Source organism: Pseudomonas sp. PDM03, assembly GCF_014852385.1.
GTDB classification, from domain to species: domain Bacteria; phylum Pseudomonadota; class Gammaproteobacteria; order Pseudomonadales; family Pseudomonadaceae; genus Aquipseudomonas; species Aquipseudomonas migulae.
Window position 1 is genome coordinate 70,193 of the sequence record NZ_JACVBM010000014.1, and the last position, 24,104, is coordinate 94,296.

Annotated in this window: 24 protein-coding genes; 10 read left to right on the top strand and 14 right to left on the bottom strand. The window is 60.5% G+C overall.

Annotation, left to right across the window (positions count from 1 at the left end; translation table 11 throughout):
• Positions 1-16 precede the first annotated feature (16 nt).
• The 7 genes from mltB to IB254_RS19210 all read left to right on the top strand — a co-directional run bounded on the left by mltB (position 17) and on the right by IB254_RS19210 (position 6,525).
• Positions 17-1,027: a lytic murein transglycosylase B gene (gene mltB, locus IB254_RS19180; protein WP_008035098.1), complete on the top strand. Its 1,011-nt coding sequence runs from the start codon at positions 17-19 to the stop codon at positions 1,025-1,027.
• Positions 1,027-2,037 (top strand): septal ring lytic transglycosylase RlpA family protein, encoded by a 1,011-nt coding sequence (locus IB254_RS19185; RefSeq protein ID WP_008044546.1) that lies wholly within the window; start codon positions 1,027-1,029, stop codon positions 2,035-2,037. The genes mltB and IB254_RS19185 overlap by 1 nt, the downstream gene beginning before the upstream one ends.
• 183 nt (positions 2,038-2,220) lie before the next feature.
• Positions 2,221-3,378, top strand: a complete 1,158-nt coding sequence (locus tag IB254_RS19190) for a D-alanyl-D-alanine carboxypeptidase family protein (RefSeq protein ID WP_008035100.1) — start codon at positions 2,221-2,223, stop codon at positions 3,376-3,378.
• An 86-nt stretch (positions 3,379-3,464) separates the two neighbouring features.
• Positions 3,465-3,740: a DUF493 domain-containing protein gene (locus IB254_RS19195; RefSeq protein WP_003215438.1), complete on the top strand. Its 276-nt coding sequence runs from the start codon at positions 3,465-3,467 to the stop codon at positions 3,738-3,740.
• Positions 3,740-4,387, top strand: a complete 648-nt coding sequence (gene lipB, locus IB254_RS19200; protein WP_008044547.1) for a lipoyl(octanoyl) transferase LipB — start codon at positions 3,740-3,742, stop codon at positions 4,385-4,387. Before IB254_RS19195 ends, lipB begins: the two co-directional genes overlap by 1 nt.
• A gap of 1 nt (position 4,388) precedes the next feature.
• Positions 4,389-5,414, top strand: coding sequence for a lipoyl synthase (gene lipA, locus IB254_RS19205; RefSeq protein WP_008035102.1), 1,026 nt, complete (start codon positions 4,389-4,391; stop codon positions 5,412-5,414).
• Between the two features lie 160 nt (positions 5,415-5,574).
• The gene (locus IB254_RS19210) at positions 5,575-6,525 is read left to right on the top strand and encodes a S66 peptidase family protein (RefSeq protein ID WP_192418833.1); all 951 of its coding nucleotides are present in this window, start codon (positions 5,575-5,577) and stop codon (positions 6,523-6,525) included.
• 109 nt (positions 6,526-6,634) lie between these two features.
• On the opposite strand, the gene IB254_RS19215 is transcribed toward IB254_RS19210, so the two are convergent.
• The 5 genes from IB254_RS19215 to leuS form a co-directional block, all read right to left on the bottom strand.
• Positions 6,635-7,957, bottom strand: a complete 1,323-nt coding sequence (locus IB254_RS19215; RefSeq protein WP_192418835.1) for a lytic murein transglycosylase — start codon at positions 7,955-7,957, stop codon at positions 6,635-6,637.
• A gap of 62 nt (positions 7,958-8,019) precedes the next feature.
• The gene (gene arfA, locus IB254_RS19220) at positions 8,020-8,184 is read right to left on the bottom strand and encodes an alternative ribosome rescue factor ArfA (protein ID WP_008035105.1); all 165 of its coding nucleotides are present in this window, start codon (positions 8,182-8,184) and stop codon (positions 8,020-8,022) included.
• A gap of 186 nt (positions 8,185-8,370) precedes the next feature.
• A complete protein-coding gene (gene holA, locus IB254_RS19225; protein ID WP_008035107.1) occupies positions 8,371-9,408 on the bottom strand; it encodes a DNA polymerase III subunit delta in 1,038 nt (345 codons plus the stop codon).
• A gap of 39 nt (positions 9,409-9,447) precedes the next feature.
• Complete coding sequence (lptE, locus tag IB254_RS19230; protein ID WP_192418837.1) at positions 9,448-10,053, bottom strand: LPS assembly lipoprotein LptE; 606 nt, start codon at positions 10,051-10,053, stop codon at positions 9,448-9,450.
• A gap of 87 nt (positions 10,054-10,140) precedes the next feature.
• The gene (gene leuS / locus IB254_RS19235; RefSeq protein WP_192418846.1) at positions 10,141-12,747 is read right to left on the bottom strand and encodes a leucine--tRNA ligase; all 2,607 of its coding nucleotides are present in this window, start codon (positions 12,745-12,747) and stop codon (positions 10,141-10,143) included.
• A 279-nt stretch (positions 12,748-13,026) separates the two neighbouring features.
• Between leuS and IB254_RS19240 the strand changes: the two genes are divergently transcribed.
• Together IB254_RS19240 and IB254_RS19245 are read left to right on the top strand one after the other, a co-directional pair.
• Positions 13,027-13,347, top strand: a complete 321-nt coding sequence (locus tag IB254_RS19240; protein ID WP_192418848.1) for a hypothetical protein — start codon at positions 13,027-13,029, stop codon at positions 13,345-13,347.
• Between the two features lie 107 nt (positions 13,348-13,454).
• Positions 13,455-14,216, top strand: a complete 762-nt coding sequence (locus IB254_RS19245) for a YdcF family protein (protein ID WP_192418850.1) — start codon at positions 13,455-13,457, stop codon at positions 14,214-14,216.
• A 96-nt stretch (positions 14,217-14,312) separates the two neighbouring features.
• Here IB254_RS19245 and lnt read toward each other — a convergent pair whose 3' ends face one another.
• The 5 genes from lnt to miaB all read right to left on the bottom strand — a co-directional run bounded on the left by lnt (position 14,313) and on the right by miaB (position 19,703).
• Positions 14,313-15,836 (bottom strand): apolipoprotein N-acyltransferase, encoded by a 1,524-nt coding sequence (gene lnt, locus IB254_RS19250; RefSeq protein ID WP_192418852.1) that lies wholly within the window; start codon positions 15,834-15,836, stop codon positions 14,313-14,315.
• An 8-nt stretch (positions 15,837-15,844) separates the two neighbouring features.
• On the bottom strand, positions 15,845-16,684 hold the full coding sequence (locus IB254_RS19255; RefSeq protein ID WP_008035118.1) for an HlyC/CorC family transporter: 840 nt from the start codon (positions 16,682-16,684) through the stop codon (positions 15,845-15,847).
• Between the two features lie 5 nt (positions 16,685-16,689).
• The gene (gene ybeY, locus IB254_RS19260) at positions 16,690-17,184 is read right to left on the bottom strand and encodes an rRNA maturation RNase YbeY (protein ID WP_008035119.1); all 495 of its coding nucleotides are present in this window, start codon (positions 17,182-17,184) and stop codon (positions 16,690-16,692) included.
• Positions 17,177-18,181 carry a PhoH family protein gene (locus IB254_RS19265; protein ID WP_192418854.1) on the bottom strand — a complete coding sequence of 335 codons (1,005 nt, stop codon included), beginning with the start codon at positions 18,179-18,181 and terminating at the stop codon, positions 17,177-17,179. The genes ybeY and IB254_RS19265 overlap by 8 nt, the downstream gene beginning before the upstream one ends.
• A gap of 193 nt (positions 18,182-18,374) precedes the next feature.
• Positions 18,375-19,703 (bottom strand): tRNA (N6-isopentenyl adenosine(37)-C2)-methylthiotransferase MiaB, encoded by a 1,329-nt coding sequence (miaB, locus tag IB254_RS19270; RefSeq protein ID WP_032829224.1) that lies wholly within the window; start codon positions 19,701-19,703, stop codon positions 18,375-18,377.
• Positions 19,704-19,838: 135 nt separating this feature from the next.
• Here miaB and IB254_RS19275 point away from each other — a divergent pair, with 135 nt between their 5' ends.
• Positions 19,839-20,168, top strand: a complete 330-nt coding sequence (locus tag IB254_RS19275) for a DUF1820 family protein (protein ID WP_007894425.1) — start codon at positions 19,839-19,841, stop codon at positions 20,166-20,168.
• Positions 20,169-20,308: 140 nt separating this feature from the next.
• Here IB254_RS19275 and IB254_RS19280 read toward each other — a convergent pair whose 3' ends face one another.
• The 4 genes from IB254_RS19280 to IB254_RS19295 form a co-directional block, all read right to left on the bottom strand.
• Positions 20,309-20,863 carry a tetratricopeptide repeat protein gene (locus tag IB254_RS19280; protein ID WP_008035122.1) on the bottom strand — a complete coding sequence of 185 codons (555 nt, stop codon included), beginning with the start codon at positions 20,861-20,863 and terminating at the stop codon, positions 20,309-20,311.
• A gap of 225 nt (positions 20,864-21,088) precedes the next feature.
• Positions 21,089-22,372, bottom strand: coding sequence for a glutamate-1-semialdehyde 2,1-aminomutase (gene hemL, locus IB254_RS19285; protein WP_192418856.1), 1,284 nt, complete (start codon positions 22,370-22,372; stop codon positions 21,089-21,091).
• Between the two features lie 15 nt (positions 22,373-22,387).
• Complete coding sequence (gene thiE / locus IB254_RS19290) at positions 22,388-23,011, bottom strand: thiamine phosphate synthase (protein ID WP_192418858.1); 624 nt, start codon at positions 23,009-23,011, stop codon at positions 22,388-22,390.
• A gap of 18 nt (positions 23,012-23,029) precedes the next feature.
• On the bottom strand, positions 23,030-23,827 hold the full coding sequence (locus IB254_RS19295) for a hydroxymethylpyrimidine/phosphomethylpyrimidine kinase (RefSeq protein ID WP_192418860.1): 798 nt from the start codon (positions 23,825-23,827) through the stop codon (positions 23,030-23,032).
• Positions 23,828-24,104 lie beyond the last annotated feature (277 nt).

Sequence of the window (24,104 nt, forward strand, 5' to 3'; positions counted from 1 at the left end):
TAAGGTGAAGATTTCAATGCAAGTAATGCGTGGCTGGGCGACTCGATACGCGCCATGGGTCGGCCTGGTAAGCATCCTTGGCACAGCGCAGGACGCGTTGGCCGGCGATTACGAAGGCTCACCCCAGGTGGCCGGCTTCGTCGGTGAAATGACCCGCGACTACGGTTTTGCCGGTGAACAGCTGATGGGCGTGTTCCGCGAAGCCGAGCGCAAGCAGTCGATTCTGGACGCTATCTCCAAGCCCGCCGAACGGGTCAAGCAATGGAAAGAATATCGCCCGATGTTCATCACCGACGCGCGCATCGCACGCGGCGTGGATTTCTGGCGGCAGCACGAGGCGGTACTCGCCCGTGCCGAGCAGGAATATGGCGTGCCGGCCCAGGTGATTGTCTCGATCATCGGCGTTGAGACGTTTTTCGGTCGAAATACCGGCAATTACCGGGTTATCGACGCCTTGTCGACCCTGGGTTTCGACTATCCTCCCCGTGCTGAATTCTTCCGCAAGGAATTGCGTGAATTCCTGTTGCTGGCCCGGGAAGAGCAGGTCGATCCATTGACCCTTAAAGGCTCCTACGCCGGGGCGATGGGCTTGCCGCAGTTCATGCCGAGCAGCTTTCGCGCCTATGCGGTGGATTTCGACGGTGACGGCCACATTAATATCTGGACCAATCCGGACGATGCCATCGGCAGCGTCGCCAGTTACTTCAAGCGTCACGGCTGGGTGGCCGGCGAACCGGTGGTCAGCCGCGCCGATGTGCGTGGCGATCAGGTCGACGAAGGTTTGACCACCGGCATCGAACCGACTAAAACCGTCGGGGAGTTGCGGGCTCTAGGGTGGTCAAGTCATGATGCGCTGCGCGATGATATGCCGGTCACGGCATTCCGCCTGGAAGGTGACAATGGCCCTGAATACTGGATGGGCCTGACGAATTTTTACGCAATCACGCGTTATAACCGCAGCGTGATGTACGCCATGGCAGTACATCAACTGTCTGAACAGCTGGTCCAAGCACGGGGCGTCAAGTAATGCGGGCATTGCCTATGAATAAACCCCTGAAGCTGATGGCATTCGCCGCGTTGGCAGTGCTGGTCGCCAGTTGTTCGACCAGCCGCGCACCGTCACAGAAATCATCCACCGCCGTGCGCTCGGCGCCGGGGCTGGACATCAACCGCGCCCACAAAGATGGCGCACCGTGGTGGGACGTCGACGTATCGCGCATCCCGGATGCCACGCCGACCCTGCACACCGGCCCTTACAAGGCCAACCCGTACACTGTGCTGGGCAAGACTTACTTCCCGCTGCAAGAATCCAAGACCTACGTCGCCTCGGGCACGGCGTCCTGGTACGGCACCAAGTTCCACGGTCAGAACACCGCCAATGGCGAGGTTTACGACCTGTATGGCATGAGCGCCGCTCACAAGACCTTGCCACTGCCAAGTTACGTTCGGGTGACCAACCTCGACAACAACAAGTCAGTGATTTTGCGGGTCAACGATCGCGGGCCGTTTTACTCGGATCGCATCATCGACTTGTCCTACGCTGCCGCGAAGAAACTCGGCTACGCCGAAACCGGCACCGCACGGGTCAAGGTCGAAGGCATCGACCCGCAGCAATGGTGGGCGGCCAAAGGCCGTCCGGCGCCTTTGATGCTCAACGAGCCGCAAGTAGCGCAAAATGCCGCGCCGACGATTACCGCATCGGCCGGCACGGTCGAGCAATGGACGCCTCCGCCGCAGCAACACGCCGCGGCCGTTGTGCCCGTGCAGATCGATGCAAAAAAAAACGCTTCTGTACCAGCCTCTGGCCAGTATCTGCAGGTGGGCGCGTTCGCCAACCCGGACGCTGCAGAACTCCTGAGATCGAAGCTCAGCGGGATGGTGAGCGCTCCGGTGTTCATCAGCTCGATCGTGCGCAATCAACAGACACTGCATCGGGTGCGCCTGGGGCCGATCGGCTCGCCGGGTGAAATCCAGCAAGTGCAGAACAGCGTGCGCCTGGCCAATCTCGGTTCGCCGAGCGTGGTCACCGCCGAGTAATACGTAGTACTTGATTGACGGTTCACTTGCGGTTTTGAGGGGTGGACCAGGTTGTTGGCTCGTTGAAGAACAAAAGCCCGGCAAGGGTACTGAGTGAACGACTGAACACGCGATGGCCCGTCAGAAGGTCATCTAGATTAGTTTTGCCTTCGGGCAGTTTCCATTAGCGATTTCGAGAGACGGATGAACATCACCACCTTTGCCAAACGCCTGTGCCTTCTAGTCCCGCTGCTCCTCTCGCCTGCCGCTTTCGCGGTCGAGATGATGCCGTCGCCGCCACAACTGGCCGCCAAAGCCTATGTGCTCATGGATGCCAGCAGCGGCAACGTGCTGGTCGAGAACAACGGTGACCAGCGCCTGCCGCCTGCCAGCCTGACCAAGCTGATGACCGCGTACATCGCGACCCTGGAAATCCGTCGCGGCCAGATCGGCGAAAACGACCCGGTGACCGTCAGCGAAAACGCCTGGCGCACCGGCGGTTCGCGGATGTTCATCAAGGTCGGTTCGCAAGTGACCGTCAGCGACCTGCTGCACGGCATCATCATTCAGTCGGGTAACGACGCCAGTGTTGCGCTCTCCGAGCACATCGCCGGCAGCGAAGACGCGTTCGCCGACATGATGAACAAAACCGTGGCCGACCTGGGCATGACCAACAGCCACTTCATGAACCCGACCGGTCTGCCGAACCCTGAGCACTACTCGTCGGCTCACGACATGGCTGTGCTGGCTCGCGCGATCATCCACGAAGACCCGGCTCACTACGCGATCTACTCGCAGAAAGAGTTCTTCTGGAACGGCATCAAGCAACCTAACCGTAACCTGCTGCTGTGGCGCGACAAGACTGTCGACGGTCTGAAAACTGGCCACACCGACGAAGCCGGCTACTGCATGGTGTCTTCGGCCGTACGTGATGGCATGCGCCTGATCGCCGTGGTGTTCGGCACCAACAGCGAAGTGGCACGTGCGTCGGAAACCCAGAAGCTGCTGACCTACGGTTTCCGTTTCTTCGAAACCCAGACCTTCTATCAGAAAGGCGCCGAGCTGGCTCAGGCCCCTGTCTGGAAAGGCTCTACCAATCAAGTCAAGGCCGGCCTGGCTGAAGACCTGACCATGACCCTGCCAAAAGGCCAGCTGAAAAAGCTCGCTGCCAGCATGACCATGAACCCGCAACTGGTTGCGCCAATCGCCAAGGGCGACGTGATCGGTAAAGTCGAAGTCAAACTGGACGACAAGGTGGTGCACAGCGCTGACCTGATCGCTCTGGATGGCGTCGAAGAGGGTGGTATCTTCCGTCGCATGTGGGATAGCATCCGTCTATTCTTCTACGGCTTGTTCAACTGAATTAGTGTGCACCTGCAGGGTCCCGCGCTCATCCGGCGCGGGGTCATGCCCGTCGCCACGGCTTACGCTTACGAGGCCGTTACGCCATGACCGATACTGAAGTAAAGGCGCCCAAGATCGAATTCCCCAACGTTGATTACCCGGTTAAGGTGATCAGCGATACCGGTGTTGGCAACAAAGACAAGATCATCGAGATCGTCAAGAAACACGCGACGATCAACCATGACCGTGTGGATGAACGCCAAAGCACCAACGGCAAATACACCACGATTCAATTGCACATCGTCGCCACCGACCAGGACCAGCTGTACAACATCAACAGCGAACTGCGGGCTACCGGCTTCGTGCACATGGTGCTGTGATGTCTGGCACGCTGGGCTTTCGCGAGCTCGGCCAGATGGCGTACGAGCCGGTCTGGCATGCCATGCAACGCTTCACCAACGAACGCGGCAGCGATGCCGCGGACGAGATCTGGCTGGTTGAGCACCCACCGGTGTTCACCCAGGGCCAGGCCGGCAAGGCCGAGCACTTGTTGCTGCCGGGGGATATTCCGGTGGTGCAGGTCGATCGCGGTGGGCAGGTGACTTATCACGGTCCCGGCCAGTTGGTCGCCTATCTGTTGCTCGATGTACGCAAGCTGGGTTTTGGCGTGCGTGACCTGGTCACCCGCATGGAACTCTGCCTGATCGAGCTGCTGGCCAGCTACGGCGTGACGGCTGCGGCCAAGCCGGATGCACCGGGTGTCTACGTCGATGGGGCGAAAATCGCTTCCCTGGGTCTGCGGATCCGCCACGGTTGTTCCTTTCATGGCCTGGCCCTGAACGTGGACATGAACCTGGAACCGTTTCGACGGATTAATCCCTGCGGCTACGCCGGGCTGGCGATGACCCAGCTGAGCGATCACGCAGGATCGATTGAATTTGCCGAGGTAAGTGCCCGGCTGCGCGCGCAGCTCGTCAAACACCTCGACTATGCTGAGCAGACGACCCTAACGGGCGGAATCGACTGATATGACTACTGATGCAGTGCAAACCATGATCCCGACGCTGGATGTCACCGAGCGTCCGGCCCCGCGTGCCAAGGTTGAAGCCGGCGTCAAGCTGCGCGGCGCCGAGAAGGTTGCACGCATCCCGGTAAAGATCATTCCTACCACCGAACTGCCGAAGAAACCTGACTGGATCCGCGTGCGCATCCCGGTTTCCCCGGAAGTCGACCGCATCAAGGCGTTGCTGCGCAAACACAAGCTGCACAGCGTGTGCGAAGAAGCGTCCTGCCCGAACCTGGGCGAGTGCTTCTCCGGCGGCACCGCGACCTTCATGATCATGGGTGACATCTGCACCCGTCGCTGCCCGTTCTGCGACGTTGGCCACGGCCGTCCGAAACCACTGGACGTGAATGAGCCGGAAAGCCTGGCCATTGCCATCGCCGACCTGAAACTGAAATACGTAGTGATCACTTCGGTTGACCGCGATGACCTGCGTGACGGCGGTGCCCAGCACTTTGCCGACTGCATCCGCGAAATCCGCAAGCTGTCGCCGAACGTGCAGCTCGAAACCCTGGTCCCGGATTACCGTGGGCGCATGGACGTGGCGCTGGAAATCACCGCCGCCGAGCCACCAGATGTGTTCAACCACAACCTGGAAACCGTGCCGCGCCTGTACAAGGCTGCGCGTCCGGGTTCGGACTACCAGTGGTCGCTGACCCTGCTGCAACGCTTCAAGCAGATGATGCCGCACATTCCGACCAAGTCCGGCCTGATGCTGGGTCTGGGCGAGACCGACGAAGAAGTCATCGAAGTCATGAAGCGCATGCGCGAGCACGACATCGACATGCTGACCCTCGGCCAGTACCTGCAACCGTCCCGCAGCCATTTGCCGGTGCAACGTTTCGTGCACCCGGACACCTTCGCCTGGTTCGCCGAGGAAGGTTACAAGATGGGCTTCAAGAACGTCGCTTCCGGTCCGTTGGTACGTTCCTCGTACCACGCCGATGAGCAGGCGAAGCTGGTTAAAGCTGAACTGATCTCTTCGTTGTAACAAAACGCCCGCAAGGCTTTTCAGCCTTGCGGGCATTTTTTTGGCCGTGCTTACGGCAACTACAGTCTTTTCCTGCAAGCTGTGGGGCGACTGTCCCTCTTCTGTTTATTCCCGTTCCTGACTACTGTGTGCAGAAGCTTTCGCGCAGGGAGATTCATGGATGACCGTTCGACCGACTCACACTCTTTTTCCCCACAAACCCGTTCCGGCCTTGCCATCGCAAGGGCTGATCGGCATCATTGCGCCCGCAGGCCCCGCGGCACTGGACACCGATAAGGCCATCAGCTGGATGCGCGCGCGCGGTTACGCGTTGCGGATTTTCCCTGGTGTGTATGAGCAGGATGGCTATCTGGCCGGCAGTGACGACGTGCGGCTCAATGACCTGCACGCCGCGTTCGCGGACAGCGAGGTCGATGCGATCATTTGCCTGCGCGGTGGTTACGGCACGCCGCGGTTGCTCGATCGTATTGATTTCGAACTATTGCAGAACAACGCCAAGCCGTTCATCGGCTACAGCGACATCACCGCGTTGCACTTGGCGATCAGCCGTTATGCCGGGTTCGTGACTTTTCATGGCCCGCTGCTCAACGCTGATTTGTTGGGGGACAAGCAAAAGCCTACCGAGTCCTCGTTTTTCAACATGCTCAGGGGGCAGGTGAAGGCGGGCAGTGTGCTGACGCACCCGGTGGCTTACCCGTTGACCACAATCGAGCCTGGCATCGCTCACGGGCGCTTGCTGGGCGGTAACCTGTCGATGATTGCCGCGACCATGGGCACGCCTTATGAAATCGAGGCAGAGGGCGTCATCCTGTTTATCGAGGACATCAACGAGCCGTTGTACCGCATTGATCGGCTGCTGACTCATCTGCGTCTGGCCGGCACGCTGGGCAAGTTGCGCGGGGTTCTGGTGGGGGATGTGGCGGGGGTCGATTCGATTGCGCTGGAGCGGTTGCTCAAGCAGACGTTCGAGCCGTTGCGGATTCCGGTGTTGTCGGGGTGGCGTAGCGGGCATTGCGATCCGAACCTGACGTTGCCGATGGGGGCGTTGGTCCGGCTGGATGCGGGCAATAAGGAATTGGTGTTGGAGCAGGATGTAGTCATCAAGCGATAGTTCTACAGCGCCTGATAGTCAGTCTTCGCGGGCGAGCCTCGCTCCTACAGGGAACATGTAACTCCTGTAGGAGCGAGCGGTGCGGCGATCCGACTTGCCCGCGAAGCTTTTAGCGGTTACGCAGGCCTTCGAGCAGCTTATGCGTCGGATACCCGTCCGCCGGCCAGCCAAACGACTGCTGGGCGCTGCGGATCGCTTTGCGGGTGTTGGCGCCGATGATGCCGTCGGCGGTGCCCGCGTCATACTTCTGCGCGCTCAGCAGGTTTTGCAGCTCGATCCGTTCGGTACGGCTCAGCGGCAAATCATCCTTGGGCCAGGTGCCATTGATGAACCCCGCGCCGTTGAAGCGCTCGGACAACAAACTGACGGCCAGCGCATAGGACGACGAGTTGTTGTACTTGAGGATCGCACGGAAGTTGTCGAGCACCAGGAATGCCGGGCCACGATAGCCCGCCGGCAGCAGCAGGGCCGCCGACAGGTGTTCCGAGCCGGCCGGAACCTGGCCGCCGTTAGGCAGCGTGACGCCCAATTGCTGCCATTCGGCGACGCTCTTGCGAATCGAGCCATCGGCCAGCACGTAATTGAAGCTGCCCGGCAGCTGCACTTCAAAGCCCCATGGCTGGCCTTTCTGCCAGCCAGAGCTTTGCAGGTAGTGCGCGGTCGATGCCAGGGCGTCGGCGGAGCTGCCCCAGATGTCGCGACGGCCGTCGCCATCAAAGTCCACGGCGTGGGTGTTGTAGGTGGTCGGGATGAACTGGGTCTGGCCCATGGCGCCGGCCCAGGAACCGAGCATTTTCTCCGGCGCGATGTCGCCTTGTTGCAGGATCTGCAGGGCCGCGATCAATTGCGCGTGGGCGAAACCAGGGCGCCGGCCTTCGTAGGCCAGCGTCGCCAGGGAGTTGATCACCGACTTGCTGCCCTGAAACTGGCCGAAGTTACTTTCCATGCCCCACACCGCGACCAGTGCCTGACGATCGACGCCGTAGCGTTGTTCGATGCTTTGCAGGATGTCGGCGTATTGGCCGACCAGTGCCTGACCTTTGCGCACGCGCAACGGCGACAGGGCTCCATCGAGGTATTCCCACACCGGGCGGGAAAACTCCGGTTGGCTGCGGTCGGCACGAATCACGCTGGTGTCCAGGCTGACATTGGCGAAGGCGCGGTCGAACAGGTCGGCGCGGATGCCGGCGGCCAGCGCATCCTTGCGGAAACCCGCCTGCCATTCGGCGAAGGTCTGGGTCGGCTGGATGTCGAGATTTTCACCGGTCGGCACCACGGGCGGGATCACCGCTGGGGCTGTCGCGACGGGAAGGGTCTGAAGCGGTTGGGCGTCGGCGGCGGTCGGTTTTTCCGCGCAGGCGACAAGCAGAACGAGGCTGGAGGCAGCAATCAATTGGCGCAAATGCCAACGACGGGAAATACAAAGGGGCATGCACGGGTCCAGGGAATACGGATCAGGTGCAGACCTTAACATGTTGAGCGATGGCTTGCCTTTCAGGCCGCCAGAAAGTAAGAAGCCTCCCAGTTGTCAGACTGGAAGGCTTCGCGGCGGTAGCTGCCTTTACCCTTGCCGGCTCGTTCCTGACGGCTGCGGAACAGTGGCTGGGCGATGATGGATTTGGCCTTGTTGGGGCCATGTTTAGATGGCTTTTTGCTCATGATCGGATCTCTCGATTGAGTGGGGTTTTGCGGGGGGAAATAATCTGCCGAAGTTGGGGGTCTGTCTAGTCCCTACAATGTGCAAGATCTTACGACCGCCATCGCGAGCAGGCTCGCTCCCACAGGGTTGACGCCATCCCTGTGGGAGCGAGCCTGCTCGCGATGGCCGTGATGCGGTCGAACGCCTTACTCGGCAGGCAATGTCAGCCGCTGCCCGGCCATCAACAACGACAACCGACTCAAACTCATCCACGGCGAACCCGCCGCCTGACCTTTGATCTGTGCGTCGATGCGCTGCGCTTCCAACAACAACTGTGCCCAGCGTTGCGCCGAGTAGCGTTGCAAGGCTTTGCTCATCAGCGGTTTGCGTTTGTCCCAGACCGGCGGTCGGGCAGAGCTGAAAGCTTTGTCCAGCGGCACGCCCTGGCTGTATTGCAGCGAGAGGTTGGCCAGCAAGCGCAGTTCCCGGGCCAGCGCCCAGAGAATCACCGGCGGTTCGACGCCTTCACCGCGCAGCCCTTCGAGCATGCGCAGGGCGTGAGCGGCTTCGCCGTTGAGAATCGCGTCGGTCAGGCCGAAGACATCGAAGCGCGCGCTGTCGGCTACTGCGGCTTGCACGGTTTCGACGGTAATCTGCCCGCCTTCGGCCATCAGCTTGAGCTTTTCGATCTCTTGCGCGGCCGCCAGCAAGTTGCCCTCGACTCGCGCGGCGATCAGTTCCACGGCGTCCTGGCTGGCGGACAGGCCGGCCTGGGACAAGCGCTGCCGGATCCAGCCCGGCAACTGGCTGGCGTCCACCGGCCAGATTTGCACGAACTGAGTGTGCTGACCTTCAACCAGCGCCTTGCCCCACTTGGTTTTCTGCGCGCTGCCGTCGAGCTTCGGCAGGCTGATCAGCAGCACGGTGTCTTCGGCCGGTCGCGAGCAGTACTCGATGAATGCGGCTGCACCTTTGTCACCGGGTTTGCCGGACGGCAGACGCAGTTCCAGCAGGCGTTTTTCAGCGAACAACGACATGCTTGCGCCGGCTTGCAGCAGCGTTCCCCAGTCGAAACTGGCTTCGGCGGCGAACACCTGGCGTTCATCGAAGCCCTGTTGACGGGCGGCTGCGCGAATGGCGTCGGCGGCTTCCTGACACAGCAGTGGATCGTCGCCACTGATGATGTAGACCGGCGCGAGCGTACCTTGCAGGTGTTTGGCGAGTTGGGCGGGGGCGAGTTTCATAGGCGAGGGCAAACGGGGCGCCTGAGCGCCCCGTAAGTCTTATTGCTGCGGGATTTCGACAGGCGACTGACGCGGCGTTTCCGCTTCAGCCTTTTGCGCTGCTTCCAGTGCCGCGGCTTCAGCCTTGGCCCTGGCTTCGGCAGTCTCTTGCAACTGATCCAGCTGAGATGGCGTGAGCTGTTGCATGCGGATCATCATGCGTTGAACCATTTCACGACGCGTGTCCCTGCGGGCATCGGCGGCTTCCTGGTCGGAACCCACCAGGTTGTTGCCGTCGTGAATGAAGACTCGCTGCGTTTCAATCTTGTCGCTCACCAGCAGCAGGTCGTTCCGACCCAGGATGACGTAGTCGAGCACGGTATTCAGCTCATACTCGCCAGTACGGCCGGCGCCTGCGTAGCTGAGAATGCGCTGGGTTTCTTTTTCGTCGGCCAGCACCAGTTTGTAAGGTGCGCCGCTGTGGACCTTGATGCCGCTGTTTTCCATCACCTGACGCATGAGCGTCACGGTTTCACCGTAGGAATTGCGCGCGCTCAGGTCGATTTCCTTGATCGCCATTTCATAGGTGCCGGTGCCGCGCAGCTGGAAACCGCAGGCGCTCAACAGGACCGCGAGGCCTATCACCAGCAAATTGCGTTTGATCATCTTGTTGCTCCCCTTGAAACCATGTGGGCCGATCATGCGGCCCGAAAGGTTTTACTCGGCGCCAGGCTCACCTGGCGCCTGATCCAATTAGCTGGCGACGATATTGACCAGTTTCCCGGGCACTACGATCACTTTACGAATAGTCAGGCCGTCGACAAAACGCAGCACGTTTTCGTTGATGCGGGCAGCGGCTTCGATCTCTTCACGCGTCGCGCTGGCCGGCATTTCGATCTGGCCGCGCAGCTTGCCGTTGACCTGGATAACCAGTGTCAGGCTGTCCTGCACCAGTGCGCTGTCGTCCAGCACTGGCCAACCGGCGTCGATCACCGGATCGGCGTGACCCAGGCGATGCCACAGCTCATGGCTGATGTGCGGGGTGATCGGAGCCAGCAGCAGCGTCACGGTTTCCAGACCTTCGTGAACCAGCGCGCGATCCTGTTCGGTCGCTTGCGGGGCTTTTTCCAACACGTTCATCAGCGTCATCACCTGGGCGATGGCGGTGTTGAATTTGTGGTTCTGGCCAACGTCGTGGCTGGCCTGTTTGATGGCCTGGTGGATCGAACGGCGAATGACTTTCTGCTCGTCGTTCAGGCTGGCGATGTCCAGTTTGCCCGGCAGGCCCTGAGTCACGTGTGCTTGAGCCAGACGCCAGACGCGCTTGAGGAAGCGGTGCGAACCTTCTACCCCGGAGTCGGACCATTCCGCGCTCATGTCAGGCGGCGAGGCGAACATCATGAACAGGCGGCAGGTGTCTGCGCCGAACTGGTCAATCATCGACTGTGGGTCAACGCCGTTGTTCTTCGACTTGGCCATCTTCTCGGTGCCGCCGATTTCCACCGGCAGGCCGTCGGCGATCAACTTGGCGCTGATGACCTTGGCCTTGATGTCGCGTTCGAGTTCGACGTCCGCCGGGTTGAACCAGGTGTAAGCACCATTGGCTTCGCGACGATAGTAAGTCTCGGCGATCACCATGCCCTGGGTCAGCAGGTTCTTGAACGGCTCGTTGGAGCTCACCAGGCCTTCGTCGCGCATCAGCTTGTGGAAGAAGCGCGCGTAGAGCAGGTGAAGAATCGCGTGTTCGATACCGCCGATGTACTGATCCACCGGCAGCCAATGGTCGGCCGCGGATTTCTCCACCAGGCCGCCTTCATAGTGCGGCGAGGCGTAACGGGCGTAGTACCACGAGGACTCGACGAAGGTGTCCATGGTGTCGGTTTCACGCTTGGCCGGTGCGCCGCATTTCGGGCAAGTGCACTCGTAGAACTCGGGCATGCGGGCCAATGGCGAACCGGCGCCGTCCGGAACCACGTCTTCCGGCAGTACGACAGGCAGCTGATCTTCCGGGACCGGCACGTCACCGCAAGTGCCGCAGTGGATGATCGGGATCGGGCAGCCCCAGTAACGCTGACGACTGATGCCCCAGTCGCGCAGGCGGAACTGGGTACGCGAGGCGCCGAGGTTTTTCTTGATCAGCGCGACTTCGATGGCGTCGAAAGCGCCTGCGAAGTCGAGGCCGTCAAATTCGCCGGAGTTGATCAGCGTGCCGTGTTCGCCGTAGGCGTCTTGCCACGGCGCCGGGTTGGTGTCACCTGAACTGGTGCGCACCACCGATTTGACCGGCAGGTTGTACTTGTGGGCGAACTCGAAATCACGCTCGTCGTGCGCTGGAACCGCCATGACGGCGCCGTCGCCGTAGTGCATCAGCACATAGTTGGCGACCCACACCGGCAGTTTCTCGCCGGTCAGCGGGTGCTCGACGAACAGGCCGGTCGGCAGGCCTTTTTTCTCTTGGGTGGCGACGTCGGCTTCAGCGACGCTGCCGCCCTTGCATTCAGCGATGAACGCTTGCAGCTCGGGGTTGTTCTGTGCGGCCAGGGTGGCCAGGTGGTGTTCGGCGGCCACGGCGACGTAGGTCGCGCCCATCAGGGTGTCCGGACGGGTAGTGAAGACTTTCAGTGCGCCAGCTTCGCCGATGGAATCGACGTTGTACGGGAACTGCACTTCCATGCCGCGGGACTTGCCGATCCAGTTGCGCTGCATGGTCTTGACCTGTTCAGGCCAGCCCGGCAGATCGTCGAGACTCTCCAGCAGTTCATCCGCGTACGCGGTGATCTTGAAGTAGTACATCGGGATTTCGCGTTTTTCGATCAGCGCGCCGGAACGCCAGCCGCGACCGTCGATCACTTGCTCGTTGGCCAGGACGGTCTGGTCGACCGGGTCCCAGTTCACGGTGCCGCTCTTTTTGTAGATCACGCCTTTTTCGAACAGGCGAGTGAACAGCCATTGTTCCCAGCGGTAGTAATCGGGCTTGCAGGTGGTCACTTCACGCGACCAGTCCACCGCCAGGCCCAGGCTGCGCAGCTGGTTTTTCATGTAGGCGATGTTTTCGTAGGTCCACTTGGCGGGTGCTACGTTGTTCTTCATCGCGGCGTTTTCCGCCGGCATGCCGAAGGCGTCCCAACCCATGGGTTGCAGGACGTTCTTGCCTTGCATGCGCTGGTAGCGGGAGATCACGTCGCCGATGGTGTAGTTGCGCACATGCCCCATGTGTAGCTTGCCGCTGGGGTAAGGGAACATCGACAGGCAATAGAAAGTCTCCTTGCCTGGCTGTTCACTGACTTCAAAGGACTTTTGCTCGTCCCAGAACGACTGGGCGGCGGCTTCGATTTCACGGGGCTGATATTGTTCGTGCATGGCTACTTTTGAACTGAATAGGGGTGGCCTAATCCTCTTCAATGCGACGCTGGACGGTGATCACGCCAAATCGGCGTTTCGGTGCCCAGACGAGCTGGAAGTGGAGTTACAGGAAGCGCCGTAGCATACATGACCGCACTCTACCGAGGGAAACCCTGATTACTGCCGCGCGTCTCGCAGAAATGGCTGCGAGGGCCGTTGGTCGCGGCGTTCAGCCGGTTTGTTCATGGAAGCTAAGCTCTAAATGGGGAGTGAGTCTTATCTTCAATGAGGTGAGGGATGGTTGAGTCACAGCAAAAAGGTACAAAACCGGAGTTGTACGAAAGACTGATCGATCGTCTGGGATTGGCCTTGGACGCGGCAAAAACCGCTGGCCGGTTGCGCGATGAACGTCCCCAGGAGCTGGAACTGCGTGGCCTGAGCCCCGCAGAGTTTGCACTGGTCAAGGCGTATCTGGACCGCAGTGAACGTGAAACACACGGATGCTTGTCAGAAGCAGTGAAGCAACTCGACGCACCACGTTCGGCCAAGATCATCTGGCTCAAGGACAAGGCACCCGGCAAAGACGCGGTAAAGGTCCGGTCTCTGCAATTCAAGTAAGGGCACTTGAACCCATGGCGTATGGTTTTTTAAAGCTTAGTCCTTTCGCATTTGTTGTCGCATTGCGTCAACCCACTTAGGCTTCGGGCATCTTCAGGAGATGCTCGATGCCTTTTCGTTACTTCGTTAAACACCTTCTCATGCCGCCCGGCATTTTGTTGCTGTTGCTGGTGCTTGCCTGGTGGTTTCGCCGCTCAAGGCCGCGCCTTGCCGGTGTGTGCTTTGCGCTGGGGGCGGGCGGCTTCTGGCTGATGAGCCTGCCGGTGGCTGTGCAATGGGGCGCCAAAGCCCTGGAGCGCGAGCCGCCGCTGGTTCGCGAGGAGTGGGCAACCCTGGCTCAGCGCGCCGACGCGATCATCGTGCTCGGTGCGGGGCGCGAACGTGGCGACCTGGCCTGGGGCGCCGACCAGCCGACCGGTGTCGCGCTGGAGCGTGAGCGCTATGCGGCGCGGCTGGCGAAGGCGTCGGGCTTGCCGATCCTGACCAGCGGCGGATTGCATTACGGGACACCGCCGAGCGAAGCCAGGTTGATGGCCGATTCGTTGCGCGATGATTTCGGCGTGACCGTGCGCTGGCAGGAAGATCGCAGCCGCACCACGTGGGAGAACGCTCAATTCAGTGCTGAGGTGTTGTTACCGGAAGGGGTCAAGCGCGTGGTCGTTGTCACTCAGGCCTGGCACATGCCGCGAGCGGTCTGGAGTTTTCAGAAGGCGGGTTTTGAGGTGGTGGCCGCGCCGATGGGGTTTCTCGGGGTGGATAATGCCCGGCCGTTGGCTGGCTGGATCCCGGAATTCAAGTCGGTGTGGCAAAGCGGGATGTTGTTGAATGAGGCGGCGGGGCAGATCGGGTATTCGTTGTTTTACCGCTAAAAATCAAAAGATCGCAGCCTGCGGCAGCTCCTACAGGGTGTACACAATCCCATGTAGGAGCTGCCGCAGGCTGCGATCTCTTTGCAGGCTCCGCGATTAAACGGTTTTGGCCATCCGGTTCGCGACCAGCGCCCAGCCGAACAACAGCACGCACACGATGATCAGCGGCCACGAACGCCATTCAAGATACGGCGTCAGGTTGTGCATTGGCACCACTTCGCCATACAGAATGCCGCGTTCGAACTGTGGGATCTGGACAGTGATCTGCCCAAACGGGTTGATGAGGCCGGTGACGCCGTTGTTGGTGGCGCGGATCATCCAGCGACCGGCCTCAAGTGCGCGCATCTGCGCCATCTGCAAGTGTTGCAGCGGGCCGATGGAGGTGCCAAACCAAGTGTCGTTGCTGATGGTCAGCAACAGATCGCTGCGAGCGGCAAGGCTGGCGGCGAATTCCGGGTAAACCACCTCGTAGCAGATGAACGGCGCAATCTGATAACCCTTGGCTTGCAGCATCGCCTGATCGGCGGGGCCGCGGGCAAAGTCCGACATCGGCAAATCGAAGAAGGCGATCAGCCCGCGCAGCACTTCCTGCAACGGTACGTACTCGCCGAACGGCACCAGTTTTTGCTTGAGGTACGTGCCATCGCCTTCACCCACTACGGTAATGCCGTTGTAGAAGCGCTTCTGGTGGTGAACTTCTTCACGGATCGGTACGCCGGTAATCAGCGCGCTCTTACGTTCCGCAGCGAAGTTTCCCATCATGTTCAGGTAGCCCTGGGCGGACTCCTTGAGCACCGGGACGGCGGTTTCCGGCCAGATCAGCAGGTCGACCGGCTTGGAGCTGAAGCTCATGTCGCGGTACAGCGCCAGTTGTGCATTGAGCTGCGTCGGGTCCCACTTCATGCTTTGTTCGATATTGCCTTGAATCGCCGCGACGCTCAGCGGCTCGCCAGCCGGAGTGGTCCAGGCATGGCCCTTGAGTGCGATGCCGACGACCCAAGGGCCGAGCAACAGCAATACGCCGGCGGCGATGAAGGCTTTACGACCCGCTTTCACCAGGCGCAAGGCGTTGTAGATCAGTGCGGCGGTCAGGGCCAGGGTGAAGGAAATCAGCCACATCCCGCCCACAGGCGCGAGCCCGGCCAACGGGCCGTCGAGCTGGCTGTAACCGGAGTAGAGCCACGGGAAACCGGTCAGGAACCAGCCACGAAACGCTTCCTGGCCGACCCACAACGCCGCAAATGCCAGGGCATCGGCCAGCGGCGCCTCGTTGCGTCGCAGCCAGCGCGCCCAGATCCAGGCGGGCAGGGCGAAAAACCAGGCGATCGCTGCGGTGAAGAGCAGCATCAGGAACCCGGCCAGCAGCACGGAAGCGCCACCGAAGTTGTGAATGCTGTAGTAGATCCAGCTGGTGCCCGCGCCAAACAGACCAAAACCGAAACACCAGCCACGGCCCAGGGCCTGACGTGGGTTCAGTTCGCGCAAACCGGCATAAAAGAACCCGACCGCCAGCAGTGCCAGCGGCCAGATATCGAACGGCGCCAAGGCCAGGGTGGTGAGTGCACCGGCCGCCACGGCCAGCAGGTTACCGGGCCAGCCGGGGCGGGTTACGCGGAGCATGTCAGTCCTTAACGGGCAATAGGTGTCAGGCGCAGCAAATGAATCCGACGGCTGTCGGCGTTCAGGATGCGGAAGCGGTAAGGGCCGATTTCAGTGATTTCGTTGCGTTTTGGCAAGTGCCCGAACGCGCTCATCACCAGGCCGCCAACGGTGTCGAATTCGTCGTCGGAGAACTCGCTGTCGAAGAATTCGTTGAAGTTCTCGATCGGCGTCAGGGCCTTGACCAGGAAATCACCGCTGGGCAGCGGCTTGATGTAGCTGTCTTCCTCGACGTCATGCTCGTCTTCGATGTCGCCGACGATCTGTTCCAGCACGTCTTCGATGGTCACCAGGCCTGCCACGCCGCCGTATTCGTCGATGACGATGGCCATGTGGTTGTGGTTGGCGCGGAACTCGCGCAGCAGCACATTCAGGCGCTTGGACTCGGGCACGAAGGTGGCCGGGCGCAGCAGGTCCTTGATGTTGAAGCTGTCACCGTTCTCCCTGAGGATCAACGGCAGCAAGTCCTTGGCCAGCAACACGCCCATCACGTCATCGTGGCTTTCGCCAATGACCGGGTAACGGGAGTGGGCCGAGTCGACCACGGCGGGCAAAAACTCGCGGGGTGTCTGGGTCGCCTTGATGCTGATCATCTGCGAACGCGGGACCATGATGTCCCGTACTTGCAGGTCTGCAACCTGGATGGCGCCTTCGACAATGGCCAGCGCTTCGCTGTCCAGCAACTTGTTTTGATGTGCATCGCGCAGGAGCTCCAGCAGCTCCTGACGGTTCTTCGGCTCGTGGGCAAAAGCCTGGGTGAGCTTACCCAGCCATGACTTCTGCCCGTTGCTCGATCGATCTTCGCTCATAGCGATTACTCTGAATCCTTTGTTGTAACGATAGGGGATGTTTCTGTTTCGTCGTCCGCGTACGGGTCGGGGTAGCCCAACTCAGCAAGCAACGTTCGTTCCAGTGCTTCCATTTCTTCGGCTTCGTCGTCATCTATATGGTCGTAACCCAGCAGATGCAAGCAGCCGTGAATGACCAGATGTGCCCAGTGGGCCTTGGGTTCCTTGCCTTGTTCGGCGGCTTCGCGCTCGACCACCGCCACGCAGATCACCAGATCGCCCAGCAGCGGGATGTCGAGAAACTCGTCAGGCACATCGGCAGGAAACGACAGCACGTTGGTGGCGTAGTCCTTTTGCCGCCAGGTGTGATTCAGCTCGCGGCCTTCCGCTTCGTCGACCAGGCGAATGGTCATTTCGGAGTCGGCGGTGCGCTGGCGCAGGGCCAGTTCACACCATTGGCGGAACTCGGCTTCACTTGGCGCAGATGCTTCGGTGGCCAGTTGCAGATCAAGCTCAAGCATCGCGGCGGCTGTCCTTTGGTGTTTCGTCTGCCCCGCGATTCTCGAAGCGCTCGTAGGCTTCGACAATCCGCTGCACCAGTGGATGGCGCACGACGTCCTTGGGCATGAAATGGGTGAAGCTGATGCCCGGCACGTCTTTCAGCACTTCGATCACGTGGTGCAGCCCGGACTTGGTGCCTTTCGGCAGGTCGACCTGGGTGATGTCACCGGTGATGACCGCTGTGGAACCGAAGCCGATCCGGGTCAGGAACATCTTCATCTGCTCGACGGTGGTGTTCTGGCTTTCGTCGAGGATGATGAAGCTGTTGTTCAGCGTGCGACCGCGCATGTAGGCCAGCGGCGCGACTTCGATCACCTGGCGCTCGATCAGCTTGGCGACGTATTCGAAGCCGAGCATTTCGTAGAGTGCGTCGTAGAGCGGACGCAGGTACGGGTCGATCTTCTGCGACAGGTCGCCGGGCAGGAAACCGAGTTTTTCGCCCGCTTCAACCGCCGGGCGCACCAGCAGGATGCGGCGGATCTGCTCGCGCTCCAGCGCATCTACCGCGCAGGCAACGGCCAGGTAGGTCTTGCCGGTACCGGCCGGACCGATGCCGAAGTTGATGTCGTTGCCGAGGATTTCCTTCACGTAGCGCAGCTGATTCAAGCCGCGAGGGCGAATCATGCCTTTTTTGGTGCGCAGGGCCACGGAAGGTTCGGCCGGCGAAACGTTGTCCAGCTCTTCGACGGCCGATTCCTGCAGGAACAGGTGAACCATGTCCGGCGACAGCTCGGTACCCTTGGTTTCCCGGTACAGGCGGCGCAGGAGGTTTTCCGCGGAGGTGGTGTGTTTGGGGTCGCCGATCAGCTCGAACTGATTTCCGCGGTTGCGGATTTCGATGGTCAGGCGTTGCTCGATCAAGCGCAGGTGCTCGTCGAACATCCCGCACAGATTGGCAAAGCGGCGAGCCTCAAAGGGCTCGAGGATAAAACGATGTGGTTCTATGGGTGCGTTCAAGGTCGTATTTAGCCGCCCTGGGGCAATTAAGATGAAATCAAGGATAACGCCAGTGAGGCGGGTGCGAAAGCTCTTAAATATCTCGACCTGACACACCTCGATTCTGTAGGAGCCGGCTTGCTGGCGATGAACGATAACGCGGTCTCGCTGATCTACCGCGGTGTCCCCATCGCCAGCAAGCCGGCTCCTACAGTTAGATGATCAGCGAGCCGCGCAGCGAGTGCGGTTGTGCCGCATCGATATGCACGTCGGCAAACTGACCTATCAGGGTTGGATTGTCGCAGCGGAAGTTGACGATCCGGTTATTTTCGGTCCGGCCCTGCAGCTCGCCGGGGTCTTTTTTCGAGTAATCGGTCACCAGGATCCGCTGGACCGAACCGACCATTTGTCGGCTGATCTCGAAACCTTGCTGGTTCAGGCGATGTTGCAAGGCGTTCAAGCGTTCTTTTTTCAGTTCTTCCGGCGTTTCGTCGGCCAGATCGGCCGCCGGCGTGCCTGGGCGCTGGCTATAGACGAACGAATAGGAGAAGTCGAAACCGACGTCTTCGATCAGCTTCATGGTCTGTTCGAAGTCTTTTTCGGTCTCACCCGGGAAGCCGACGATGAAGTCCGAGCTGATGCAGATCCCCGGAACGGCGGCGCGCAGCTTGCGCAGTTTGGATTTGTATTCCAGCGCCGTGTGGTTGCGTTTCATCGCCGACAGAATGCGGTCCGAACCCGATTGCACCGGCAAGTGCAGGTGTTTCACCAGTTCCGGTACTTCAGCGTGGGCCTGGATCAGGCTGTCGGAGAACTCCAGCGGGTGGGAGGTGGTGTAACGAATCCGGTCGATGCCATCGACAGCGGCGACCACGCGGATCAGCTCGGCGAGGTCCGCCAGGCGACCATCGTGAGTGGTCCCGCGATAGCCGTTGACGTTCTGGCCCAGCAACGTCACTTCACGCACGCCGTTCTCGGCGAGGTGGATGATCTCGGCAATCACGTCATCGAACGGGCGGCTGACTTCTTCGCCGCGGGTGTAGGGCACCACGCAGAATGTGCAGTACTTGCTGCAACCTTCCATCACCGACACATAAGCGCTCGGGCCATCGATGCGCGGCTCGGGCAGGTGGTCGAATTTTTCGATTTCCGGGAACGAGACGTCGACTTGCGGCAGCTTGGTGGCACGTGCGGCGTCGATCATTTCTGGCAAACGGTGCAGGGTTTGTGGGCCGAACACCACGTCGACGTACGGTGCGCGATCGCGGATGGCGGCGCCTTCCTGGCTGGCGACGCAACCGCCGACGGCGATCACCATCTCCGGGTTCGCCAGTTTCAGTTCGCGCCAGCGGCCGAGCTGGGAATACACCCGGTCCTGGGCGCGTTCGCGGATCGAGCAGGTGTTGAGCAGGATCACGTCGGCGTCTTCAGCGCGAGCGGTGACTTCCAGGGCCTGATGTTCACCCAGCAGATCAACCATGCGCGAGCTGTCGTACTCGTTCATCTGGCAACCGTGGGTTTCGATGTATAGCTTCTTGGCCATGGATACAGTCATCACGTGATTCAAAGAACCGCGCATTATAGGGAACATGTCCCAAGGTTCCTACCGTTGCGCGTCCGGTGGCTATGCTATAGTTCGCGCCCTCATTTTTATCCCCCGATGTGTTGCTCGCCCACCATGACCAAACGTGAAGCTCCAATCTACAAGGTGATTTTCCTCAATCAGGGCCAGGTGTACGAAATGTACGCCAAGCAGATCTATCAAAGTGATCTGTGGGGCTTCCTGGAAGTGGAAGAGTTCGTCTTTGGCGAGCGCACGCAAGTGGTCGTCGACCCGAGCGAAGAGAAGCTCAAGGCTCAGTTCGAGGGCGTGGTGCGCAGTTTTGTGCCGATGCATTCGATCGTGCGCATCGACGAAGTCGAGCGTCTGGGCACCCCGAAAATCAGCGAAGCCCGTGGCGCGGTCGGCAATGTGATGCCGTTTCCGATGCCGATGCCTGAGAAGTAAGCCCCGAGACCGCGTTGCCCCCATCGCGAGCAGGCTCGCTCCCACAGTTAATCTCAAGTGTTCACAGATATTGTGTTCACTGAAGATCCAATGTGGGAGCGAGCCTGCTCGCGATGGGGCCAGTCAGAACAACGCAGAAATCAGGGAAGCGGCGAGAAAGGCGTACGCCCATCGGCGCTCTGCAATTCCATCAGGTACTTGCGGAAGATCTGCCCAAGCACCTGAGTCGCCACTTCAAGCTCTTCACGCGGCATCTTCTCGGCGACTTCATCCGCCGTATCCAGCGCTTCTTCCGCACCATTGACCGCCGCCATTTTCAGCACGATGTATGCCTGAACGTTATTGGCCGGTACACCTTCGCCGTGGAAAAACATGGTGCCGAGTTTGAATTGCGCCTGGGCATGGCCTTGCAGCGAGGCCTTTTCGAAGTAATCCAGGGCTTTCTTGAGATCGCGCGGGGTGTTTTTGCCGTCGTAGTAGAACTCACCCAACTCGTATTGCGCTTGCGCATCCCCTTCATCCGACGCTTTCTGACAGGCGGCGAGCGCCTGTGCCAGGTCTTGCGGCTGGGTATTGAGGGTGCAGCGACCCATCGCTGGGATTAACAACGAGTTGCCGCCTGCTTGTGCGAGCGCGAGCAGGGGCTGAAGGAGCAACAGGCAGCCCATTGCAAGGGCGCGGCCGGTGCGGTTCATGGGAATCGACTTACCTCTGAAGGGCGCGCGGACCCAACGAGGGGATCCAATAAGCGCGCATTATGAAATAAGCAGGGCCAACCTTACAAAGTCTTTACTCGTTTTTCTGCTGCACGGGGAATATATCGTCCACTTTGCGGGGGATTATCGGCAGATGAGTAGGAAAAGAGGCGGGAATGTAGGTGAAAGCTGACGCTGGCAATCGCCAACGTCAGCGGCACAGGGTTATTTCAATGCAGCGAAGGCGCGCTCGGCGGCATCCAGGGTCAGTTTCAACTCGGCTTCGCCGTGGGCGATCGAGGTGAAGCCGGCTTCGAATGCACTTGGCGCCAGGTACACGCCACCTTCGAGCATCAGGTGGAAGAAGCGGCCGAACAGTTTCGCGTCGCTGGCCATCACGTCATCGAAGGTGACGATGTCGTCGGCGCCGCTGAAGTACAAGCCGAACATGCCACCGGCCTGGGTGGTCACGAACGGAATGCCGGCAGCGTCGGCGCGCTGTTGCAGGCCATCGAGCAAGCGGCTGGTGTAGTCGCTCAGTTCGGCGTGGAAGCCTGGGCGGCTGATCAGGCGCAAGGTCGTCAGGCCGGCCGCCATTGCCAGCGGGTTACCCGACAAGGTGCCCGCTTGGTACACCGGGCCCAGTGGCGCGATGTGCGACATGATTGCGCGTTTGCCGCCGAAGCAGCCAACCGGCATGCCACCACCGATGATCTTGCCGAACGTGGTCAGGTCTGGCGTAACGCCGTAATGCGCTTGAGCACCGCCGAGGGCAACGCGGAAACCGGTCATCACTTCGTCGAAAATCAGCACCACGCCGTGCTTGTCGCACAGGGTCCGCAGGCCTTCGAGAAAGCCCGGTGCCGGCGGTACGCAGTTCATGTTGCCGGCCACCGGCTCGACAATGATGCAGGCCACGTCCTTGCCCACTTCAGCGAGCATGGTTTCCAGGGCGTCGATGTCGTTGAACGGCAGGGTCAGGGTGTGTTTGGCGAAGGCCGCCGGTACACCGGCCGAGCTCGGCACGCCTTGGGTCAGGGCGCCGGAACCTGCTTTAACCAGCAGGCTGTCGGAGTGACCGTGGTAGCAGCCTTCGAACTTGATGATGCTGTCGCGACCGGTGAAACCACGGGCCAGGCGAATCGCGCTCATGGTCGCTTCGGTGCCGGAGCTGACCATGCGCACCATTTCCATCGATGGCACGATCGAGCAGACCAGGTCCGCCATCTCGGTTTCCATCTCGGTCGGGGCGCCGTAGGACAAGCCGTGTTCCAGCTGCTTGCGCACCGCGTCCAGCACGTCCGGATGGCTGTGGCCGAGGATCATCGGCCCCCAGGAACCGACGTAATCCACATAACGCTTGTCGTCTTCGTCGGTGACGTAGGCGCCTTCCGCGTGTTTGAAAAACAGGGGGGTGCCGCCAACGCTCTTGAACGCGCGAACAGGCGAATTCACGCCACCGGGAATGTGTTTCTGGGCATTGGCAAACAGCGTTTCGGAACGAGACATGATGGGGCTCTCAAATCAGATTTTTAGTAATTCGTTGAATGCGCGGGCACGGCGGGTCACTTCAGCCGTGCTTTCGGCGCCAAACAGGCCTTGGACCACCGCCAGCAGATCGACCCCGTGGGCCACCAGCGGGGCGGCGTTTTCCAGGGTGATGCCGCCGATCGCGCAGATCGGCAGGTGCAATGTGCTGCGGGCCTGGTCGAGCAGTTCGAGGCTGCAAGTCGGTGCGCCGGGTTTGGTGCTGGAATTGAAGAAGCGGCCGAAGGCGACATAACTGGCGCCTTCCCTGGCCGCTTGTTCGGCGAGCTCGATTTGCGCGTGACAGGTCGAACCGATGATCGCCTGGCGACCGAGCAACGCGCGGGCCGGGGTCAGCGGGCCGTCGGTCTGGCCCAGGTGCACGCCGACGTTCAGGCGTGCGGCCAGTTCGGCATCGTCATTGATGATCAGATGGGTCTTGTAGCGTTCGCACAGATCGCGCAGGGCTTCGGCCTCGCGCAAGCGGCGGGCCTCGTCGCTGCTCTTGTCGCGGTATTGCAGCAGGGTGACGCCGCCTTCCAGCGCCGCCTCCACGTACGAAAGAAATTTACCGGCCAGCAGCTGGCTGTCGGTAATGGCGTACAGGCCACGTAGTTTCATCGGACAAGCCTCATGGCGTTACGAACAGAAATCCAGTGGCAGACGGCGCGGCACGAACTGGCCTTTGCCCAACTGCTCGGCATCGCGCAGGGTGCGCCACGTGTAGTTAAGCGCGCTCTGCACGGCGCTGACGAGGTTTTCACCCCGGGCCAGACGACCGGCGAGGGCGCTCGCCAATGTGCAACCCGAACCGTGGTAACTGCCGGGCAAGCGCTGGCAGGTATAGGTTTCGCGCAGACCGTCGCGGCCGTACAGGCGATTGTGTATCTCGTGTTCATCACCGTGGCCACCGGTGATCAGCAGGTGTTTGACGAACGGCAGGAGTTTTTCAGCGCACTCGTCGGCGGTGCCTTCTGGCAGTTCAGCGAGGATGCGGGCTTCGGGAAGGTTAGGGGTGGCGATGATGGCCAGGGGCAGCAGGCGTTCGCGCATGGCGTAGCCGACTTCGTCCTTGCCCAGTCGTCCGCCACCGCCGGCGCGCAGCACCGGGTCGCAGACCATCGGCAAATGCGGGTGCGCCTGAAGCAGTTCGACGACGGTGTCGACCATTTCCAGGGAACCGAGCATGCCCAGCTTGACGGCGGCGACTTCGGAGTCGTTGAGCACGGCGTTGGCCTGAGCCAGCACCCACTCACGGTCGAGGACGCGGAAATCCGTGACGTTGACCGTGTCTTGCACGGTCAGGGCGGTGACGGCCGGAGCCGCATGACATCCCTGGGCAAGCAGGGCTTCGATATCTGCCTGCAAGCCGGCGCCACCACTTGGGTCGTGGCCGGAGAGACAGAGGACAACGGGGCGAGAGCTGTAGATATTCATGGTGCGCGAGCTTACCACCAAACATCGATTTTCGGGTGCAGTGCCCGCCAGGTCTGCCGATAGAGTGTCATGGGCTGGAAATGCAGTCGTCCGGGATTGTCACAATCTGACCGAGCAAACAGCTCTGGCTCTATATTCTTCTCTGGAACACCCGTTCTAGAGCCTTTCCAAGAAAAATTTCAATGGTGTTCAATGGCCATCAACGGCTATGCTAGAGTGGATCCAAACCAATAACAGGTAATGCCGGTTTTACGTCTACTCAAAAGGAATGAGGGGC

Bases quoted from the DNA above. Each gene is read 5' to 3' on its own strand.
- IB254_RS19295 (WP_192418860.1), bottom strand. From the start codon at position 23,827: ATGAATATCTACAGCTCTCGCCCCGTTGTCCTCTGTCTCTCCGGCCAC.
- lipB (WP_008044547.1), top strand. From the start codon at position 3,740: ATGTCTGGCACGCTGGGCTTTCGCGAGCTCGGCCAGATGGCGTACGAG.
- IB254_RS19215 (WP_192418835.1), bottom strand. From the start codon at position 7,957: ATGCCCCTTTGTATTTCCCGTCGTTGGCATTTGCGCCAATTGATTGCT.
- IB254_RS19280 (WP_008035122.1), bottom strand. From the start codon at position 20,863: ATGAACCGCACCGGCCGCGCCCTTGCAATGGGCTGCCTGTTGCTCCTT.
- lnt (WP_192418852.1), bottom strand. From the start codon at position 15,836: ATGCTCCGCGTAACCCGCCCCGGCTGGCCCGGTAACCTGCTGGCCGTG.
- IB254_RS19190 (WP_008035100.1), top strand. From the start codon at position 2,221: ATGAACATCACCACCTTTGCCAAACGCCTGTGCCTTCTAGTCCCGCTG.
- IB254_RS19275 (WP_007894425.1), top strand. From the start codon at position 19,839: ATGACCAAACGTGAAGCTCCAATCTACAAGGTGATTTTCCTCAATCAG.
- lptE (WP_192418837.1), bottom strand. From the start codon at position 10,053: ATGATCAAACGCAATTTGCTGGTGATAGGCCTCGCGGTCCTGTTGAGC.
- IB254_RS19255 (WP_008035118.1), bottom strand. From the start codon at position 16,684: ATGAGCGAAGATCGATCGAGCAACGGGCAGAAGTCATGGCTGGGTAAG.
- IB254_RS19245 (WP_192418850.1), top strand. From the start codon at position 13,455: ATGCCTTTTCGTTACTTCGTTAAACACCTTCTCATGCCGCCCGGCATT.
- IB254_RS19195 (WP_003215438.1), top strand. From the start codon at position 3,465: ATGACCGATACTGAAGTAAAGGCGCCCAAGATCGAATTCCCCAACGTT.
- IB254_RS19185 (WP_008044546.1), top strand. From the start codon at position 1,027: ATGCGGGCATTGCCTATGAATAAACCCCTGAAGCTGATGGCATTCGCC.
- arfA (WP_008035105.1), bottom strand. From the start codon at position 8,184: ATGAGCAAAAAGCCATCTAAACATGGCCCCAACAAGGCCAAATCCATC.
- hemL (WP_192418856.1), bottom strand. From the start codon at position 22,372: ATGTCTCGTTCCGAAACGCTGTTTGCCAATGCCCAGAAACACATTCCC.
- leuS (WP_192418846.1), bottom strand. From the start codon at position 12,747: ATGCACGAACAATATCAGCCCCGTGAAATCGAAGCCGCCGCCCAGTCG.
- mltB (WP_008035098.1), top strand. From the start codon at position 17: ATGCAAGTAATGCGTGGCTGGGCGACTCGATACGCGCCATGGGTCGGC.
- thiE (WP_192418858.1), bottom strand. From the start codon at position 23,011: ATGAAACTACGTGGCCTGTACGCCATTACCGACAGCCAGCTGCTGGCC.
- miaB (WP_032829224.1), bottom strand. From the start codon at position 19,703: ATGGCCAAGAAGCTATACATCGAAACCCACGGTTGCCAGATGAACGAG.
- ybeY (WP_008035119.1), bottom strand. From the start codon at position 17,184: ATGCTTGAGCTTGATCTGCAACTGGCCACCGAAGCATCTGCGCCAAGT.
- lipA (WP_008035102.1), top strand. From the start codon at position 4,389: ATGACTACTGATGCAGTGCAAACCATGATCCCGACGCTGGATGTCACC.
- IB254_RS19240 (WP_192418848.1), top strand. From the start codon at position 13,027: ATGGTTGAGTCACAGCAAAAAGGTACAAAACCGGAGTTGTACGAAAGA.
- IB254_RS19210 (WP_192418833.1), top strand. From the start codon at position 5,575: ATGACCGTTCGACCGACTCACACTCTTTTTCCCCACAAACCCGTTCCG.
- holA (WP_008035107.1), bottom strand. From the start codon at position 9,408: ATGAAACTCGCCCCCGCCCAACTCGCCAAACACCTGCAAGGTACGCTC.